The following is a 16,413-nucleotide window of genomic DNA, read 5'->3' as shown; positions in this document are numbered from 1 at the left end:
CGGAGCAGCGTCACAAAAAATATTTTTTCACTCACTAAAATAAATCTCGCGTTCGTGAAGTATCACGCACAGGCATTTGAAACTGCGTGAGAAATGTTAGGCGTGCGTTTCTTTTTTTCTACCATAATGTATCTGAACCGCGGAAGTGACTGCCAAGACGGCGCGGAGAAACGACACAAACCGCGTCTGGAGTTCAACGAGGAGGTAGCGAGTGGCAATAGCTATTATCATCGGCACACACGGGGCTGCAGCGGAACAACTGCTGAAAACGGCGGAGATGCTATTGGGCGAGCAGGACAACGTCGCCTTTATAGACTTCGTTCCCGGTGAGAATGCCGAAACGTTAATCGTCAAGTACAACGAGAAAATCAGTGGATTGGATACCAGCGGCGGCGTGCTGTTCCTGGTGGATACCTGGGGCGGCAGCCCGTTCAACGCCGCCAGCCGCATTGCGGTCGACAAAGAAAACTATGAGGTCGTCACCGGGGTCAACATCCCGATGCTGGTGGAAACCTTCATGGCGCGGGACGACAACCCCGCTTTCGATGAACTGGTGGCGCTGGCGTTGGAAACCGGCCGAGAAGGCGTGAAAGCGCTGAAAAAACCGCAGGAAGAACCCGCAAAACCCGCAGCGCCCGTCGCCAAAGCCGCTGCCCCTCAGGCGCCGTTGGGGCCGAACGACCACATGAAAATCGGCCTGGCGCGCATCGATGATCGCTTAATCCACGGCCAGGTCGCTACCCGCTGGACCAAAGAGACCAACGTCAGCCGTATTATCGTCGTCAGCGATGAAGTCGCCGCCGACCATGTGCGCAAAACCCTGCTGACTCAGGTTGCCCCGCCGGGCGTCACCGCCCACGTGGTGGACGTGGCGAAGGCTATCCGCGTCTGGAACAACCCCAAATACGCCAACGACCGCGTGATGCTGTTGTTTACCAATCCGACCGACGTCTGGCGTCTGGTGGAGGGCGGCGTGGATATTCAATCCGTCAATATCGGCGGCATGGCGTTCCGCCAGGGGAAAACCCAGGTGAACAACGCCGTTTCCGTCGATGAAAAAGATATCGAAGCGTTTAAGAAACTGAACGATCGCGGTATCGAGCTGGAGGTGCGTAAGGTCTCGTCCGACAGCCGGCTAAAAATGATGGACCTGATTAACAAACTCAATTAGTGGCGCCAGCCGCTGATTATTTTACTCAGAGCTTTTTTGGTCATAGGAGAAGTGCAATGGAGATCACCACTCTTCAGATTGTGCTGATATTTATCGTTGCCTGTATCGCCGGGATGGGTTCCGTCCTCGACGAGTTCCAGTTCCACCGTCCGCTGGTCGCCTGTACCCTGATCGGCTTCATTCTCGGCGATATGAAAACCGGCATCATCATCGGCGGTACGCTGGAAATGATCGCGCTCGGCTGGATGAACATCGGCGCGGCGGTCGCGCCGGATGCCGCCCTGGCGTCCATCATCTCGACCATCCTGGTCATTGCCGGTGGGCAAAGCGTCGGCGCCGGTATCGCCCTGGCCATTCCGCTGGCGGCGGCCGGCCAGGTGTTAACCATCATCGTGCGAACCCTCACCGTGGCCTTCCAGCACGCAGCCGACAGCGCGGCGGAGCGCGGCAGCCTGCGCGCCATTAGCTGGATCCATGTCGGTGCCCTGCTGCTGCAGGCGATGCGTATCGCCATCCCGGCGGTCATCGTCGCCATCTCGGTGGGCACCGCCGGGGTGCACGCCCTGCTCAACTCGATCCCGGAAGTGGTCACCAGCGGCCTGAACATCGCCGGCGGCATGATCGTGGTGGTCGGTTACGCAATGGTGATTAACATGATGCGCGCCGGCTACCTGATGCCGTTCTTCTATCTCGGTTTCGTTACCGCCGCCTTCACCAACTTCAACCTGGTGGCGCTCGGCGTCATCGGCGTGGTGATGGCCGTGCTGTATATCCAGCTCAGCCCGAAATACAACAAGTCTCAGGTTGTCCAGGCCGGCCCGGCTAACGCGAACGATCTCGATAACGAACTCGACTAGGAATAGGTGAGAGAAATGGTTGATACAACTGCTCAAAAGAAACTCACGCCGGCCGATATTCGCGGCGTATTCCTGCGTTCGAACCTGTTCCAGGGTTCATGGAACTTCGAACGCATGCAGGCGCTGGGTTTTTGTTTCTCGATGGTGCCGGTGATCCGTCGCCTGTATCCGGAAAACAATGACGATCGCAAACAGGCGATCAAGCGTCACCTGGAGTTCTTCAACACCCACCCTTACGTGGCGGCGCCGGTGCTCGGCGTGACCATGGCGATGGAAGAACAACGCGCCAACGGCGCGCCGATCGACGACGCCGCAATCAACGGCATCAAGGTCGGTTTGATGGGGCCTCTAGCGGGCGTCGGTGACCCGATCTTCTGGGGCACCGTGCGGCCGGTATTCGCCGCGCTTGGGGCGGGCATCGCCATGAGCGGCAGCCTGCTTGGACCGATCCTGTTCTTCGTGCTGTTCAACCTGGTGCGCCTGCTGACCCGCTACTACGGCGTGGCCTACGGTTACCGCAAAGGGGTCGATATCGTCAACGACATGGGCGGCGGCTTCCTGCAGAAACTGACGGAAGGAGCGTCCATTCTCGGCCTGTTTGTCATGGGGGCGCTGGTCAACAAGTGGACGCACGTGAATATCCCGCTGGTGGTGTCCAAGATAACCGACCAGACCGGGCATACCAATGTCACCACGGTGCAGACCATCCTCGACCAGCTGATGCCGGGCCTGGTGCCGTTGCTGCTGACCTTCGCCTGTATGTGGCTGCTGCGCAAGAAAGTCAACGCGCTGTGGATCATTATCGGCTTCTTCGTCATTGGCATCTTTGGCTATTGGATTGGCCTGCTGGGCCTGTAATCGTTCGAAACGGCCGGGGGGCAACCCCCGGCTTTTTTATGTGTGGAGCAAGAGATGTCACTGACCGACGCCGTACTGATGCTGTTTATCGCCCTGCTGTTGCTGTATTCGCTGTATGACGAATTCGGCATGGATCTGCTGAAAGGCAAAACGCGGCTCAAAGTGCCGCTCAAACGCCGTAACCGCCTCGACAGCCTGATTTTCGTCGGCCTGATCGCCATTCTGATTTACCGCAATGTCACCGACAACGGCGCGGTATTAACCACCTATCTGCTTATTTCTTTGGCGCTGCTCGCTATCTATGTTTCTTATATTCGCGCGCCCAAGATGGTGTTTAAAGCGCACGGATTTTTCTTCGCCAATGTGTTTGTCGAATATAACCGCATTAAAGCCATGAATTTATCGGAGGACGGCATTCTGGCCGTCGACCTGGAACATCGCCGGCTGTTGGTTCAGGTGACGCACTTGGACGACCTGGAGAAGATTTACCACTTTTTCATTGATAATCAATAAATAAAGAAAACTCATTTTACTTTCGCTCAAACCTTGCGCTGCTTGTGGATAATTAATCGGCAGCGCCATTTCCTTTCTGACTATTATTTCCGCAACATTGTTACCCGCGTCTACATTATATTCCCACATGAACTCAGATTAATGAAAACGAGTCTCAATTAAGAACAAAAATCACGCCAGAATAAAGTTGTCGGCACCGGAAATAATATGGTATGGTTGCGCCGTCATTGGGGAGTAGCCGGTTTCTGGAGAATAAAAACCAGAAACGCCCGTATCAACATACTCGTTTCGCCGTATGAAACGTGGTGCGGGCAGCCAGGTAAGGTTGGCGAGACCATAGACACGTAACTCCGTCGTTTGGTTGGGGGTGGGTTACGTGTATATGGAGCCACCCGGCCGAGGCTATTTCACATGAACCTTTCAGCAACGCTTATTCTCGCTTTCGGCATGTCCATGGATGCTTTCGCCGCTTCGATCGGCAAAGGTGCCAGTCTGCATCAACCGCGCTTTCGCGAAGCGATCCGCACCGGCCTGATCTTCGGCGTGGTCGAAGCGATCACCCCGCTCATCGGTTGGGCCATCGGCCTGTTCGCCAGCCAGTACATCATGGAATGGGATCACTGGGTCGCCTTCTCGCTGCTGTTTATTCTCGGCATGCGCATGATCGTCGAAGGGGTGCGCAACAGGCCCGACGAAGAAGAGAAGGTCAAACGTCATGGTTTCTGGTTGCTGGTGGCCACCGCCATCGCCACCAGCCTCGACGCCATGGCGATCGGCGTCGGTCTGGCCTTCCTGCAGGTGAACATCGTGCACACCGCGATGGCCATCGGCTGCGCCACCATGATCATGGCGACCCTGGGCATGATGATCGGCCGCTTTATCGGCCCGCTGCTGGGCAAACGCGCCGAAATCCTCGGCGGCGTGGTGTTGATCGGTATCGGCGTCAACATCCTGCTGGAGCACCTCGGCTACCTGGCCTGAGGTGACCGAACTGCAAAAAAACCTGCCGCGGCAGGTTTTTTTGTTTCTGAGTTCAAGGCCCCTTAAGCGCGACGTCGGTACAACGCCAGCACGAAATCCGTCTCGCACACAAACTCGCCGCCCTCGGTCAACCGCTGTTGCACCTCCGGCGTAGCGCGCCAGGCGAACGGCGTCATCTGCAGCAGATTGGCGGCCTGCGCGCCCGGTAGGGTCATCGTATAGGCCAGCGCCTCTTTGCGCTCGCAGTCGAATCCGTCGAACTGTTCATCCTGTTCGGCATGCAGCTGCACCTGCTGGTACACCTGCTCTTTCAGCTGGTACAAATGACGCGGGCCCGGCGACACCGTCAGCACCACGCCGCCCGGCTTCACTACTCGCGCCAGCTCCTCCGCCTTGCAGGGTGCATAAATGCGCAAGACCGCATCCAGCGCCCCGTCGGCGAACGGCAAACGGTGACTGGAGGCAACGCAGAACGAGACCGCCGGATAACGTTTAGCGGCATAGCGGATCGCCACCTTGGCGACATCCAGCCCATAGACCGCCATAGTGCGCTCCTGCGCCAGCCTGGCGGCCACGGCGGCGGTGTAATACCCTTCCCCACAGCCGATGTCCAATAACGTGCCTGCATCGGCCGCCAGCGCCAAATCCAGCCACTCGGCCACCTGCGCTTGCAACGGCTGATAATATCCACCGTCGAGAAACGCGCGCCGCGCCTGCATCATTTCCGCGCTGTCTCCCGGCTGCTTCGATCGTTTGTGCTGCACCGGCAGCAGATTCACGTAGCCTTCTTTGGCTTGATCGAACTGATGATTGCCGTCACAACGCCAGTGTTGTGATGAAAAATACAGCGGTTGATGACACAGAGGGCATTGATAAGACATGAATGGGCTTCCAGAAAGACAGGGCGCGGCTAGTCTAAAGAAGGCGTCGGCTTGATGCAAGGCGCATCCCCGCTCGCTTTCGCCGCCAACAACACCTGGCCAAGCGGGGAAAAAGCTGGCTACACTGAGAGTCTGTTTTCTCACGCAGGTGAACATAACTTATGAGCGATCGTTCCGCGCTGCTCGATGCGGTGCCCCATATTCAGCACGGCTTCGGCAGCAAACTCGCGCTGCTGCCCGGGCACCTGCTGCCCTACAGCGCCACGCTGCCGGAAAAAAAACAGGTGCACGGCACCCGCATCGTCGACGTGCTGCAGCCGGCGCAGGCGTGCGGCGAGGCCGATGGTTTCTACACTCGCCAGCCCGGCATTCTGCTCAGCGTACTGACGGCGGATTGCCTGCCGGTGCTGTTCAGCCGCCGTGACGGCGGCGCCATCGCAGCGGTTCACGCCGGCTGGCGCGGACTGCTTGACGGCATTCTGGAACAGATGGCAGCGCGCATTCGCCAGGACGGCGACACCGCCGATTGGGTCGTCTCCATCGGCCCTGCCGCCGGCCCGTGCTGCTACGAAGTCGATGAAGCGCTGGTGGAGAGTTTTAAACAGCGCCTGCCGCTGCCCGCCACGCTGATCAGCCCGCATTACCGGCATCTGGATCTGGCCGCAATTGCCGAATACAAGCTGGCGGCGCTCGGCTTCGCCGCCGTTGACCGCGCCGGCAGTTGCACCATCTGCACGCCGGACGTCGACCCGCAGCGGCCGCAGCGCTTCAAATACACCAGCTATCGCCGCAACAGCCACCGGCGCGCGCAGGATCCGACGCATCCGGGGATCAAAGGCCGCAACCAGTACGCCGGCATCATCATCGCCGCCGGATGACGGAAACGAAAAAGCCCGCGCGAAGGCGGGCTTTTTGTACAGCTGACGCTGATTAGATAGCAGTAACGTTTACTGCAGATGGGCCTTTCTGGCCATCTTGGATTTCGAACTCAACGTTCTGGCCTTCAGCCAGGGTTTTGAAGCCGTTACCCTGGATTGCAGAGAAGTGTACGAACACGTCTTTGCTGCCGTCAGCCGGGGTGATGAAACCGAAACCTTTAGACTCGTTGAACCACTTAACTTGACCTTTGATCTTTGCCATCTTGAGTATTTCCTTTGGATTGTTTAAACCGCCCGAGGGCGTTACATAGACAAACTAGAGTCGTTACTGCTTGAGGCACTAAGATAAGGATCGGCAGAGAAGCGGTATTCAACGCTAACGTCTTTACTCAGAACTTCTTTACTGAAAATGCCACACATATACAGAACTGTACCTCGTTTTACCCAGATGCGTTATCACATACTCTGTATGCGATGGCAAGCCATTTTTAATCACTGAACGACATGTCGCACATATTTGAAACGGTCGAGCGCCACATTTGCTTAAATAGGCCAAAAGATGTTGAAGCATCGGCTATTTTCTGCTTGCCAAAATCACTGCGCCAGACCCCGCATTCTGCTGGAGTTTTAACAAAACTTTCATCGTATTGACGCCTTTCCGTCTCATCATTTCCGCTTTTTGGCCGCTTATAGCGTTAAAAAATTTGAATCTTTATGGAATTTGATATGCAACATCTGAATATCGATGAACGGGGGCCAATTTATTCATCGCTCCTCCGACCATTTACCGCCGGAAAGCCCATTCATCATCGGCTTTCAGCCCTGCCGCCAAACGGCGCGGGCGACAACGGCGCGCGGGTCGGCGGCGACGTCTCCGCCCTGCGCAACGGATGCATAAGCATGCAAAGCGCCGGCACATATCCCGCTTGCCTGTGGTTCTATCATAAATAATCCGAAGGTCATTATCCCCAATAGCCGGAATAATCTTATGAATAGCAAAAGTGTGGCGTTGAATTAAATCCTGAAGATCGGGTGGTTATTTGAATCACCACCCGATCTTATCAATTTTGCTAATTACTGCCGCGCTTTCAAACCGTTGCTCTTATTCTTTCCTCTGTACCGCAGGGCGAAGAGACAACGCTTGCTGAGCATCCTGCAACGCGATGCGCTCGCCAATCTTCAGCGGGAGGAATTGATGCTGCTCCAACCCCGCCTCGCTCAGGGCCAGGTTCAACTGCTGCGGCGGTTCGTCCAGCGATTCATCCGCCAGTTCGAATACCCCCCAATGGATGGGAATGGCGCGCGGCTGATTCAGCTCGCGATACAGCGCCACCGACTGCTGCGGATCCATATGCTGCTCCTGCATAAACCAGCGCGGCGCATAGGCGCCAATCGGCAGCGCAGCCACGTCGAACGGCCCCAGCCGTTGACCGATCTCCGCCAGCCGTTCCGAATAACCGCTGTCGCCGGAAAAATAAAACCGCAGCGCCGGATGGTGGATCACCCACCCGCACCACAGCGAGCGATTGCGATCCCACAGCGTGCGCATGCTCCAGTGCCGCGCCGGCGTGGCGTAGACCGTCAGCTCGCCCAACGGCAGACTCTGCCACCAGTCCAGCTCATGCGCCTTCAGCCGATAACGGCGGAACCAGCGCTTCAAGCCAAGCGGCACGATGAACTCGGCCTGAGGGAAACGCCGCGCCAATTGCCGCACCGTGCGCCTGTCAAGGTGATCATAATGGTTATGGGAGATCAGCACCGCATCCACCGCCGGCAGCTGCTCCACCGTCAGCGGCGGCGGCGTTCTGCGCTTCGGGCCGTAAAAGCTCAGTGGCGATGCGCGTTCGGACAACACCGGATCGATCAGGATATAACGCCCGCTCAACCGCAGCAGCATCGAGGCATGCCCCAACCACCAAACGCAGTCGTCGCTGCCGCTGAGATCGGCAGGTTGCCACCAGCGTTCGGTAAATTGTGCGTAGCCCTGCTGCGGCGGTCTGGGCAGCCCCTGCCGCTTGCGTTCATCTTGCCAACGCTGAAGATCGCCCTCCTGACGCCGCGAAGGTTCCAGGTTGCGAAATCCCTCCGGCGTATGATGCGCCTTGGCCGCGTCGTAATAACGGTTGATTCTTTTCATCCTGCCTTTTCTCCCGACCACTGCGCCCTGCGCGGGCATGGCTTTCAGTGTAACAAACCCGATGAAGCTCGCACTTTGTCAGCCGTGCGCTGCATCTCGGGACCTTTTGCCGTATGCTGTTGTCTCACTCCGATGGAAAGCCAGGGCCGCCAAGAGCCCGTTAAGACTCTCTTAAGATCTTTGTGATTGACTTGTAGGGCATACAGAAAAGGAGAAGTTATGAGTCGTTCTACATCCCGCAAATCAGGCTCAAGCCTGGGGCGCCGTATTCGCAGCGCGCTGCTGGCGCAGAAGCAATACTGGAAAATGTATTTCGCCATGAAGTTCCGCCGGCTGCGCGTGCCTGCACCGTTGGTGCTGCTGGGCGGTTCGCTGCTTGGATTCTTCATGTTGACTCTGCTGATGCTCAGCGTAGTCGCCATCGACGTGATCAGCACTCTACTGCTGCTGTGCCGGAAACTGCTGGGGCGGGGTCACGGTGAGGGCCGCGCCTTTATGCCGCGCGGCTAACGAGAAAAGGAGCGGAGGCGTGCCATACGCCTCCGCAGCACACGGATTAACGCTTGCCGCCTTTGCGGCGCGTCAGCATAAACCCGCACCACAGCACCGCAACCCACACCGGCATCAGCAACACCGAAATGCGGATCCCCTCGCTGAAATACATGATCACCAGAATCAGGCCGAGGAACGCCAGACACAGGTAGTTGCCGAACGGATACCACAGCGCCTTAAAGCTGGGAATGACGCCCTGGCGGTTCTTGGCGGCGCGGAATTTCAGGTGCGCTAGGCAGATCATCACCCAGTTGATCACCAACGTTGAAACCACCAGCGCCATCAGCAGCTCAAACGCCTTGCCGGGCATCAGGTAGTTGATCAGCACGCCGATCGAAGTAATCAACGCCGACAGCGCGATGGACAGCACCGGCACGCCGCGTTTATTCACGCGCGTCAGCGCCTTCGGCGCATTGCCCTGGCTGGCCAGCCCGAACAGCATGCGGCTGTTGGCATAAACGCCGCTGTTGTAGACCGACAGCGCGGCGGTCAATACCACTACGTTGAGCACCGTTGCCACCAGATTGCTGTTCAGCGCATGGAAGATCAGCACGAACGGGCTGCCGCCCTCCACCACTTGCCCCCACGGATAGAGCGACAGCAGCACGGTCAGCGAGCCGATATAGAAGATCAGGATGCGGTACACCACCTGATTGGTGGCTTTGGGAATGCTGCGACGCGGATCGGCGGCTTCCGCCGCGGTGATGCCGACCATTTCCAGGCCGCCAAACGAGAACATGATCACCGCCATCGCCATCACCAGCCCCGAGAAGCCGTGCGGCATAAAGCCGCCCTGCTGCCACAGGTTGGTGATGCTGGCCTGCGGCCCGCCGTTACCGCTGGCCAACAGCCAGGCGCCGAAGACGATCATGCCGACAATCGCCACCACCTTGATGATGGCGAACCAGAACTCGGTTTCGCCGTACAGGCGCACGTTCACCAGGTTAATCAGATTGATCAGCACGAAAAACAGCGCGGCGGAGGCCCAGGTGGGGATCTCCGGCCACCAGTACTGAATGTAGATGCCGACGGCGGTCAATTCCGCCATGCCGACCAGAATGAACATTGCCCAGTAGTTCCAGCCGGAAAGGAAGCCGGCGAAATCGCCCCAGTATTTATAGGCAAAGTGACTGAAAGAGCCGGCGACCGGCTCCTCCACCACCATTTCGCCCAGCTGGCGCATGATCAAAAATGCGATAAAACCGCCGATGGCGTAGCCCAGCAGCACGGCGGGGCCGGCCATTTTAATGGTTTGCGCAATGCCGAGAAATAAACCGGTACCAATGGCGCCCCCGAGGGCAATAAGCTGTATGTGTCTGTTTTTTAAACCGCGTTTTAGCGGAGTATCCTGATGCTGACCGCCCATCTTATCCTCATATGGCGTATACCCTTGCCGCTATCGGCCAAGATTTCACCAATCAATAAATGTATCTGCGGGCGGCTTTTTAACACTTAACCCCGTGAGCATCAAGGAGAAGCGCCCCGAGACGGCAGGCCGGAGCGCGATTTTTTTACCGCGAGAAAGCGGATAACGGCAGCGTTCAGCCAGGCATACCGCACAGTTTGGTCAGATTGCGCGCGCCGATCATCAGCGTGGCGACATAAGATTGGCTACGCGTGACCACTTCCACCGCCACGCGATCGTTTTGATATTTTATCAGGTAGGTCGAGGGCCAGCCCTGACGGCGCTGGCCGAAGCTTTCGGCATGACGATCGATCGCCGCATGGGCAATCACCAGATGAGACAAGTTTTTATCACCTTTGATAATGCGCTTCATAAACAGCCTCCGCCAACGACAGCTCTGTTATTAGAAAAAGGAGAAACTCTTACCAATCACCGGTATTGTTCGACTCAGTTAACCTGTCGGCTCATCAGGAAGCAGATCATCGCCGCGCGCAGCGGGCTGGCGCTGTCCGCCTGCCATTCACCGCCCTGAGTGCTCATGCGCGCCTGCCACTGCGGGCTGTCGCTTTGGTTGTCGGGGTTCAGACTGATTTTGTTGGCGCAAATGATCGGCCAGGCATCGGAGGGATTCTTGCAGTAATCTTTACCTTTCACACCACCGTAGGGATACCACTTGTCCGGGTTCTCGCCGGTCAGCAGCGCAATGCTGCGGTTCACTTCGGCATCGCTTTCTTCGTACCATTTAATCATCGGCTTCATCCATCTTTCGTAAGGTTCGCGCTACATTACGATGTCTGTACGACAGTTTTATGACAGCGCCGCCGGTTTTCACATTATCTCTACTAATGCTTTGTCCCCTTTATCTTTCCTTAGCGCCTGCGTAAACTTTTCTCCCTGTTCAGCGCCCAGAGAACGCATGCATGTTGACCGGCCTTAACCATCTGACGCTCGCCGTCAGCAATCTCGATCGCAGCTTCGATTTTTATCGTCATCTGTTGGGATTTATCCCGCACGCCCGCTGGCAAGGCGGCGCCTATCTTTCGTTAGGGCCGTTGTGGCTATGCCTGTCGCTGGATGAAACGCGCATGCAACAACGCGAGCGCGATTACACCCATTACGCCTTCAGCGTCGCGCCGGAACACATTGAGCAGGTCAGCGAGCGGTTGCGCCAGGCCGGCGTCGAAGAGTGGAAAAGCAATCGCAGCGAAGGCGAATCACTCTATTTTCTCGATCCCGATGGGCATCAATTGGAGATCCATGCCGGCGATTTGGCCAGCCGCCTGGCGGCATGCCGGAAAAAGCCGTATCAGGGCATGGTGTTTTACTGAGGCGCCCCGGCGACGCAGCCGTCGGCCGGGGCATCATGCTCAACGTTCGGGGATGAAACCTTTGAAATCCAGCGCGGGGTTGAGATCGTCGTCAGCAGCAGCGGCGCCGTCTGCGCCGGCGCGGTGCGCCATACGCTTCAACAGCGCCGTTTGCTGGCGTTGTTGCTCGGCAATCTCCTGCAACAGGCGAATCTGCTCGTTGGCGCGCACGCTGGCGCGGTTCACCAGGAACCAGACCCACAGCCCGGCCAGCAACGCCACGGCGGCGAGGGCCAGCGACAACAGGCCGTTCTGGCCAAAACCTAAATCGTACATGGACAACCCTATCTACTGCGAAATTCAGGCCGCCATCTTAACACTCGCGGCGGCCGTGCGAACATCCCTGCCAAAAATTGCTTACCAGGGCACGAAGCGGGTCACCGAACAGATGCCCAACGCAAAATTTCCACCATCGTCGCAATAGCTGTCCAGCGCCAGCAGGTAGAAAAACAGGCAGGCAGCGACGGCCGTCATTATCACGAGGATTTTTTTTCGCAACAAATTTAGCAGCCTCATTGTTATCTTGGTAATCTATCGCGCATGTTATCACAGCGAAGTTAAACGAAGTTTAACTTTCCGTTTAGATTTCTGGCTATCGCCCGGTTTTCAGACTGTTACCCTTGCCCTCGCATAGGCGCCGTGGCTAGATGAACCCTCAGGGATAACGAGGAAATACGATGAGCAAATTGATTAAGTGGGTATTGGTGTTGGCGGTCATTTACGGCGGCTTTTTGATCTCGGGCTACGGCGTGCTGATCGGCAGCAACAAAAACGTTGGCGGGTTGGGATTGCAGTGCAAATACCTGACGGCGCGCAACGTGGCGATCGCCCAGTACGTGAATGGCGACAACGGTTTCATCGGCGTAGCCGACTGCCCGCTGTTCAAGAAAATCGAAACGGTGGTGGATTAACCGCCACCGCCCGACGCCGCCGCTCTGCGGCGGCCCCGCCTCAGTTGCGGGTAAACTTCATCTCGATCAGCGCAATCGCCTTGTCAATCGCTCGGCGGGTCACCGGATCGGCGCCGGCAGGATGCGTGGAGAAATCGATGCTTTTGAGCTGACCTGCCATCTTGTCGCGCACTTCGGTCGGCGCAATCACGTCGATAACGTCCAGAATCTGTTTGATGACCAGTTGGCAAGCGACCAGATCGGAAGCCAGTTCCTGCTCGTTGCTCAGCATGTCAGACATAATAAATTTCCTTCTTGATTCAAACGCCGCACAGAATAGCATGGCGTCCGCGCCATTGCCCGCTCTCCCCGTCTTTTTCCCCATTCTGCGCACCGGCGGGCAAAAGCCTGCGGCGGATTGGCCTATACTTGCTGCATGGCGGTGGTAAAAACCACTCGCAAGCCACAACCAACAGGAGAAAGTTATGGCGAATCACAATGTGAAATCCTGGGCGACAGTGCGTGAAACTTCGGTGGAAATCGCCGAAGCCATTTTTGAGCTGGCAGGGAACGATGAAGTGTTGGCGCAGAAAATCTGGGAAGAAGGCAGTGATGAAGCGCTGGTGAAGGCCTTTGCCAAAACCACCGCCGACCAGCTTTATTGGGGAGAGGAAACCGTCGAGCGGAAAAACGTTTGAGCGGTTACGCAACAAAAAGCCCGGGTTTCTGACCCAGGCTTTCCCGATTAGCGCTCGCCCCGCTCAGCGGCGTGCATGTCTCTTGCTCTCACGGTTCTTCACCTCCCACACCTTCCGCATTTTTCATGCTCATCACCGGCGTCGCCATAAAAGCGCCGACGCCCACGATTACAACCAGAGTAATAATCACTGTCATTAACATGCGATCACCCCATCAACGTTGAGTTGTTACGGCTGACTCTGTTTTGGCGGTTCTTGCTGCGGCTTTCTTTGCGTCCCCCACCGCGGCGGCGACAGTCCCAGATTAGCCGTTTTTCCTTTCGGCTGACAAGCGGCGGTCAAACGGTTTTTCCGAATAATTGCCCCCCGTCACGGGCGGCATTTTTGTCCACGGCGGCAAGTTGTGTATACTTCACCGCTATGTAGGTCTCACACTGACGCACTGATGATACAAGAACACCACCTCTCGTTGGTCTGCGCCCTCAGCAAATGGGTCGAAACTCACCTCGGACGAGTGATCCATCTCGAAGAGCTGGCCGAGTACTCCGGCTACTCGCTGTGGCACATGCAGAAGCTGTTCAAAGAAGCGACAGGGATTTCGCTCGGTAAATACATTCGCGAACGCCGTCTGGCCGGCGCGGTCTATCAACTGCGCAGCAGTGAAGCGTCGATCTTCGACATCGCCCTGGACTTTGGCTTCGGTTCTCAGTCCCACTTCACCTACATGTTCAGAAAGCGTTTTAATATCACACCCTATGATTTCCGCCAGGATTTGAGCGTTGATCTGCACATCGATCCGCCGCTGCACGTCATTCACCAAAAATCCGCCTGAAGCCCGCCGCAAATCGGCGGGTTAACGCGCCCCCCAGACCGCCAGCATCGCGATCGCGGCCGGCAGCGCCTGCACCCACAGAATTTTGCGGCTGGCGCTCAACCCGCCGAACACCCCGGCCGCCAGCACACACCCGAGAAAGAACAGCTGCAGTGCCATATCCTCACGCCAGTAGCTCCATGCCAACCCCAAGGCCAGAAAGCCGTTGTACAGCCCCTGATTGGCGGCTAACACCCGCGTGGCTGCGGCGAAATCCGCCGTTGTGCCGAATGCGCGCCTGCCGAGTGGCGTACGCCACAGGAACATTTCCAGCACCAGGATATAAAGATGGAGCGCTGCGATGAGCAGCAGCAAAATATCGGCAAAGAACTTCATGGTGGTTCCAGTCGTTTATTGAAGATGTCATCAATTATAAACTCCTTCGCTCACCATCCCATCGGCGGAGATAAAAAAACCCGCCGAAGCGGGTTTATGCAGGAGTCATTTTTTGAGGTTAGTTTAATACGGCGACCAACAATGCCGCGACAGAGACCCAAAACAGCGCCGTGGCAACCACGACATGGGACAATCTTGCACGATAAAGTACTTGGCTCATAATGACCTCACTGACATCTGACTAACGGGAGACAACCTGACTTCCTGAGGATTATCCTAAACTTCTTCCCACTGTCGTTATATGCGCCAGATCACTTTTCCGCCGAGAACCCTTATATTGTCGTAAAGCTGGAGCCGCGATCACATTAATTACGCCTTATTAGAGCGAAATAAGTCGAATAATCGCGGCGATTATATCCTAACGCTATCAAACATCGTTCCAAGGCAGGCGTGGTGCGGCCATGCGCTCACCAGAATAACCGCTAACCGTCGGGAAACGCGGCGCGCCTTGTTCCCAATCATGCTGAGCCCGAGTAATTTCAGCCTTGGTATGGCCAACGAAATTCCACCAGATAAGGATCTCTTCGTTTAATGGCGCCCCACCGATGAGTAATCCCCGGCTCCCCTTCTGTGCATTTAACCCAATAGAGTTATTCTTCATGCCCAAATAGGCGAATTCATCAGGTGAAAAGATTTCACCATTAAGTTCAAATGCACCAATAAGGGGCAAAAAGCCGATTTCATAATCATCGCGCAACGGCAATTCGATTCTTGCCGCTTCTTCCCATTCCAGATCAATGGCGATTAATGGCGAAAGAGTAAACACCGGTGAACGATAAGCGCCAAATTCCCCGACCAACAAACGATGATTCACGCCGTTATTCTGCCATTGCGGCAAGTCAGGATAATGATCGAAGCGTGGCGCCATGTCGGCATGTTCGGCCGGCAGCGCGATCCATAATTGCGCAGCATGCAACCGCCGCTGCTCGCCCACCGACTGTTCCGTATGCGCAATGCCGTGCCCCGCGGTCATCAGGTTAACCTGCCCCGGGCGAATTACCTGCTCACTGCCGAGGCTGTCTCGGTGCAGCACCTCACCCTCTATCATCCAGGTGAACGTTTGCAGCCCGGTGTGCGGATGCGGCCCCACATCCATGCCGAGCGAAGTGCCGTTGAATACCGTCGGCCCGGCGTGATCGAGAAAACACCAGGCGCCGACGGTGCGCCGCTCCCGGGTTGGCAACGCGCGGTTGATCGGAATGCCCCCCACTTCGGCGTTACGCACGGCAATACGTTGTATCTGGCGCACGCCGTCAACGACGGGGCACTCGCGTGAAGGTGAAGAGAGCGTAGGACGTGGCTGACTCATCGCAAAGACCTCCTGAATGGCGCCGATTCGCCAAGGGTAACCGCCCAAGCTTAACACAGGACAGCTCCCCCGCAGAGCGACGACGTGCAGGCACGTCCGCGCGGTTCAGGGTGCTTTGATATAGCAGCTCTTGATGTCTATATCGTCATGCGCGTGCCTGAGATCGGAGAAATAGGTCACGCCAAAGAGAATTGATACCACCAGCAGCACGGACACCAACAGGCCGATGATCGCCAGCAGTTTGGTTTCATCATGGAGATTAGGCTCCATTTTATCTCCCCTAGTTAATCGCGTCAGGTCACCCACAGCGTGACCGCCAGCGTAAAGATAATCAGTGAGCAGGACGCCACCGCCAACACGACGATCGCAAATTGCGCATCACCCAAGGTTTCTCGATAATTTTTATCCGTTGAGGCGTTACGCTGTTGTTTCACTAAATCGGTTTTCACTCGTTCAACTGCTGCATTGCTGTTTGACGGGGCAAAACATCCCCTCAGAATAAGGCGCCAACGTCGCTGACTTGGTCGCTCCGGCCTCAACCGGGGGATGACGCTATCAATTTTCCCCATCAGGGTCAACACCGCGCCTGCCGGCGAGCGAGCAGGTACACAGGGGAGATGTAACTGGAATGGAGATCGCAGGGAAATAA

At 56.6% G+C, this 16,413-nt stretch carries 26 protein-coding genes and 1 riboswitch; of the genes, 12 read left to right on the top strand and 14 right to left on the bottom strand.

The features are described 5' to 3' along the window. The first annotated feature begins 211 nt into the window (after positions 1 to 211). The 5 genes from manX to mntP all read left to right on the top strand — a co-directional run bounded on the left by manX (position 212) and on the right by mntP (position 4,380). Complete coding sequence (gene manX, locus ACTJJ6_RS08255) at positions 212 to 1,171, top strand: PTS mannose transporter subunit IIAB (RefSeq protein WP_004927601.1); 960 nt, start codon at positions 212 to 214, stop codon at positions 1,169 to 1,171. A 56-nt stretch (positions 1,172 to 1,227) separates the two neighbouring features. Next, positions 1,228 to 2,028: a PTS mannose/fructose/sorbose transporter subunit IIC gene (locus ACTJJ6_RS08250; RefSeq protein ID WP_015378156.1), complete on the top strand. Its 801-nt coding sequence runs from the start codon at positions 1,228 to 1,230 to the stop codon at positions 2,026 to 2,028. 15 nt (positions 2,029 to 2,043) lie between these two features. Continuing rightward, positions 2,044 to 2,886 carry a PTS mannose transporter subunit IID gene (locus ACTJJ6_RS08245; RefSeq protein WP_015378157.1) on the top strand — a complete coding sequence of 281 codons (843 nt, stop codon included), beginning with the start codon at positions 2,044 to 2,046 and terminating at the stop codon, positions 2,884 to 2,886. A 54-nt stretch (positions 2,887 to 2,940) separates the two neighbouring features. Next, on the top strand, positions 2,941 to 3,399 hold the full coding sequence (locus ACTJJ6_RS08240) for a DUF986 family protein (protein WP_440802590.1): 459 nt from the start codon (positions 2,941 to 2,943) through the stop codon (positions 3,397 to 3,399). Between the two features lie 217 nt (positions 3,400 to 3,616). Beyond that, positions 3,617 to 3,799, top strand: a riboswitch (yybP-ykoY riboswitch). A gap of 11 nt (positions 3,800 to 3,810) precedes the next feature. After that, positions 3,811 to 4,380, top strand: coding sequence for a manganese efflux pump MntP (gene mntP, locus ACTJJ6_RS08235; protein ID WP_025159822.1), 570 nt, complete (start codon positions 3,811 to 3,813; stop codon positions 4,378 to 4,380). Positions 4,381 to 4,442: 62 nt separating this feature from the next. Here mntP and rlmA read toward each other — a convergent pair whose 3' ends face one another. Beyond that, complete coding sequence (gene rlmA / locus ACTJJ6_RS08230; RefSeq protein ID WP_440802592.1) at positions 4,443 to 5,261, bottom strand: 23S rRNA (guanine(745)-N(1))-methyltransferase; 819 nt, start codon at positions 5,259 to 5,261, stop codon at positions 4,443 to 4,445. Positions 5,262 to 5,422: 161 nt separating this feature from the next. On the opposite strand from rlmA, the gene pgeF reads away from it, so the two are divergent. Beyond that, positions 5,423 to 6,139: a peptidoglycan editing factor PgeF gene (gene pgeF, locus ACTJJ6_RS08225; protein ID WP_004927619.1), complete on the top strand. Its 717-nt coding sequence runs from the start codon at positions 5,423 to 5,425 to the stop codon at positions 6,137 to 6,139. Between the two features lie 52 nt (positions 6,140 to 6,191). Here the strand turns inward: pgeF and cspE are convergent, their stop codons facing one another. Further along, entirely contained in the window at positions 6,192 to 6,401 is a 210-nt protein-coding gene (cspE, locus tag ACTJJ6_RS08220; protein ID WP_002221949.1) for a transcription antiterminator/RNA stability regulator CspE, read from the bottom strand. Positions 6,402 to 6,442: 41 nt separating this feature from the next. Next, the gene (locus ACTJJ6_RS08215) at positions 6,443 to 6,559 is read right to left on the bottom strand and encodes a DUF2627 domain-containing protein (protein ID WP_002211058.1); all 117 of its coding nucleotides are present in this window, start codon (positions 6,557 to 6,559) and stop codon (positions 6,443 to 6,445) included. Positions 6,560 to 6,865: 306 nt separating this feature from the next. Here ACTJJ6_RS08215 and ACTJJ6_RS08210 point away from each other — a divergent pair, with 306 nt between their 5' ends. Continuing rightward, positions 6,866 to 7,090, top strand: a complete 225-nt coding sequence (locus ACTJJ6_RS08210) for a hypothetical protein (RefSeq protein WP_143778219.1) — start codon at positions 6,866 to 6,868, stop codon at positions 7,088 to 7,090. Between the two features lie 151 nt (positions 7,091 to 7,241). Here the strand turns inward: ACTJJ6_RS08210 and ACTJJ6_RS08205 are convergent, their stop codons facing one another. After that, on the bottom strand, positions 7,242 to 8,276 hold the full coding sequence (locus ACTJJ6_RS08205; protein ID WP_016927400.1) for an MBL fold metallo-hydrolase: 1,035 nt from the start codon (positions 8,274 to 8,276) through the stop codon (positions 7,242 to 7,244). A 219-nt stretch (positions 8,277 to 8,495) separates the two neighbouring features. On the opposite strand from ACTJJ6_RS08205, the gene ACTJJ6_RS08200 reads away from it, so the two are divergent. Next, positions 8,496 to 8,786, top strand: coding sequence for a hypothetical protein (locus tag ACTJJ6_RS08200; RefSeq protein ID WP_016927399.1), 291 nt, complete (start codon positions 8,496 to 8,498; stop codon positions 8,784 to 8,786). Between the two features lie 46 nt (positions 8,787 to 8,832). Here ACTJJ6_RS08200 and ACTJJ6_RS08195 read toward each other — a convergent pair whose 3' ends face one another. From ACTJJ6_RS08195 to ACTJJ6_RS08185, 3 genes are all read right to left on the bottom strand, one after another. Continuing rightward, the gene (locus ACTJJ6_RS08195) at positions 8,833 to 10,194 is read right to left on the bottom strand and encodes an amino acid permease (RefSeq protein ID WP_016927398.1); all 1,362 of its coding nucleotides are present in this window, start codon (positions 10,192 to 10,194) and stop codon (positions 8,833 to 8,835) included. Between the two features lie 175 nt (positions 10,195 to 10,369). Then, positions 10,370 to 10,606 (bottom strand): DUF4060 family protein, encoded by a 237-nt coding sequence (locus ACTJJ6_RS08190; RefSeq protein WP_004927680.1) that lies wholly within the window; start codon positions 10,604 to 10,606, stop codon positions 10,370 to 10,372. 74 nt (positions 10,607 to 10,680) lie between these two features. After that, complete coding sequence (locus ACTJJ6_RS08185; protein ID WP_016927397.1) at positions 10,681 to 10,983, bottom strand: phage protein NinX family protein; 303 nt, start codon at positions 10,981 to 10,983, stop codon at positions 10,681 to 10,683. A 170-nt stretch (positions 10,984 to 11,153) separates the two neighbouring features. Between ACTJJ6_RS08185 and fos the strand changes: the two genes are divergently transcribed. Beyond that, entirely contained in the window at positions 11,154 to 11,561 is a 408-nt protein-coding gene (gene fos / locus ACTJJ6_RS08180; protein WP_049299166.1) for a fosfomycin resistance glutathione transferase, read from the top strand. A 39-nt stretch (positions 11,562 to 11,600) separates the two neighbouring features. On the opposite strand, the gene ACTJJ6_RS08175 is transcribed toward fos, so the two are convergent. Together ACTJJ6_RS08175 and ACTJJ6_RS08170 are read right to left on the bottom strand one after the other, a co-directional pair. Continuing rightward, positions 11,601 to 11,876, bottom strand: a complete 276-nt coding sequence (locus ACTJJ6_RS08175; protein ID WP_033640075.1) for a YebO family protein — start codon at positions 11,874 to 11,876, stop codon at positions 11,601 to 11,603. Positions 11,877 to 11,957: 81 nt separating this feature from the next. Next, a complete protein-coding gene (locus ACTJJ6_RS08170; RefSeq protein WP_004927688.1) occupies positions 11,958 to 12,116 on the bottom strand; it encodes a PhoP/PhoQ regulator MgrB in 159 nt (52 codons plus the stop codon). A gap of 161 nt (positions 12,117 to 12,277) precedes the next feature. On the opposite strand from ACTJJ6_RS08170, the gene ACTJJ6_RS08165 reads away from it, so the two are divergent. Further along, positions 12,278 to 12,511, top strand: coding sequence for a YobH family protein (locus ACTJJ6_RS08165; RefSeq protein ID WP_004927690.1), 234 nt, complete (start codon positions 12,278 to 12,280; stop codon positions 12,509 to 12,511). A 40-nt stretch (positions 12,512 to 12,551) separates the two neighbouring features. Here ACTJJ6_RS08165 and ACTJJ6_RS08160 read toward each other — a convergent pair whose 3' ends face one another. Beyond that, the gene (locus tag ACTJJ6_RS08160; RefSeq protein WP_004927692.1) at positions 12,552 to 12,791 is read right to left on the bottom strand and encodes a DUF2766 family protein; all 240 of its coding nucleotides are present in this window, start codon (positions 12,789 to 12,791) and stop codon (positions 12,552 to 12,554) included. A gap of 184 nt (positions 12,792 to 12,975) precedes the next feature. On the opposite strand from ACTJJ6_RS08160, the gene ACTJJ6_RS08155 reads away from it, so the two are divergent. Together ACTJJ6_RS08155 and ACTJJ6_RS08150 are read left to right on the top strand one after the other, a co-directional pair. Continuing rightward, positions 12,976 to 13,188 (top strand): YccJ family protein, encoded by a 213-nt coding sequence (locus tag ACTJJ6_RS08155; protein WP_049299165.1) that lies wholly within the window; start codon positions 12,976 to 12,978, stop codon positions 13,186 to 13,188. Positions 13,189 to 13,633: 445 nt separating this feature from the next. Further along, the gene (locus ACTJJ6_RS08150; RefSeq protein ID WP_004927697.1) at positions 13,634 to 14,020 is read left to right on the top strand and encodes a helix-turn-helix domain-containing protein; all 387 of its coding nucleotides are present in this window, start codon (positions 13,634 to 13,636) and stop codon (positions 14,018 to 14,020) included. Between the two features lie 21 nt (positions 14,021 to 14,041). Here the strand turns inward: ACTJJ6_RS08150 and ACTJJ6_RS08145 are convergent, their stop codons facing one another. From ACTJJ6_RS08145 to ACTJJ6_RS08130, 4 genes are all read right to left on the bottom strand, one after another. Continuing rightward, positions 14,042 to 14,395, bottom strand: coding sequence for a DUF1304 domain-containing protein (locus tag ACTJJ6_RS08145; protein ID WP_016927392.1), 354 nt, complete (start codon positions 14,393 to 14,395; stop codon positions 14,042 to 14,044). Positions 14,396 to 14,822: 427 nt separating this feature from the next. Continuing rightward, positions 14,823 to 15,764: a pirin family protein gene (locus ACTJJ6_RS08140; RefSeq protein ID WP_049299163.1), complete on the bottom strand. Its 942-nt coding sequence runs from the start codon at positions 15,762 to 15,764 to the stop codon at positions 14,823 to 14,825. Positions 15,765 to 15,869: 105 nt separating this feature from the next. Continuing rightward, positions 15,870 to 16,034: a hypothetical protein gene (locus ACTJJ6_RS08135; RefSeq protein WP_004934557.1), complete on the bottom strand. Its 165-nt coding sequence runs from the start codon at positions 16,032 to 16,034 to the stop codon at positions 15,870 to 15,872. Between the two features lie 23 nt (positions 16,035 to 16,057). Continuing rightward, positions 16,058 to 16,213 carry a hypothetical protein gene (locus ACTJJ6_RS08130; RefSeq protein ID WP_016927390.1) on the bottom strand — a complete coding sequence of 52 codons (156 nt, stop codon included), beginning with the start codon at positions 16,211 to 16,213 and terminating at the stop codon, positions 16,058 to 16,060. Between the last annotated feature and the right edge of the window lie 200 nt (positions 16,214 to 16,413).

Source organism: Serratia sp. 22278 (assembly GCF_052045405.1).
In the GTDB taxonomy this organism is placed as follows: domain Bacteria; phylum Pseudomonadota; class Gammaproteobacteria; order Enterobacterales; family Enterobacteriaceae; genus Serratia; species Serratia marcescens.
The sequence above is the reverse complement of the archived record's forward strand: the minus strand, read 5'-3'. Positions and strand labels throughout refer to the sequence as shown.